This window comes from Lactobacillus nasalidis, from assembly GCF_016587775.1.
GTDB classification, from domain to species: Bacteria; Bacillota; Bacilli; order Lactobacillales; family Lactobacillaceae; genus Lactobacillus; species Lactobacillus nasalidis.
Window position 1 is genome coordinate 1 of the sequence record NZ_BOCG01000553.1, and the last position, 301, is coordinate 301.

The 301-nt window shown below is 55.1% G+C and carries 1 protein-coding gene; it reads right to left on the reverse strand.

Annotation, left to right across the window (positions count from 1 at the left end):
- Positions 1-114: 114 nt before the first annotated feature.
- The coding region (locus tag lacNas_RS10730; RefSeq protein ID WP_201346850.1) for an aldehyde dehydrogenase family protein at positions 115-301 on the reverse strand (187 nt) is incomplete at its 5' end.

Consider the following 301-nt stretch of genomic DNA (forward strand, 5'->3'; position numbering starts at 1 on the left):
TGCCTTCCAGCCCATGGCCAAGCCGGACCAGAAGGAAGAAGAATAGTTTTTGGCACAAAAAAGCTGCTGACCTTGCGTCAGCAGCTTTTTGCTTGGAGATTCACTTGTAAGTCATTATTGCTTGTTCTGGTCGGTGAAGTCGATCACCAGGTGCTCGTTGACGAAGGCTTCCAGGCCCAAAGGACTCAGTTCGCGGCCGTAGCCGGACTTCTTGACCCCGCCGAAAGGCAGGCTGCCGTCAGTGATCCAGCGGCCGTTGATGACCGTCATCCCCGTTTCGATCTGGGCAGCGACTTCTTCG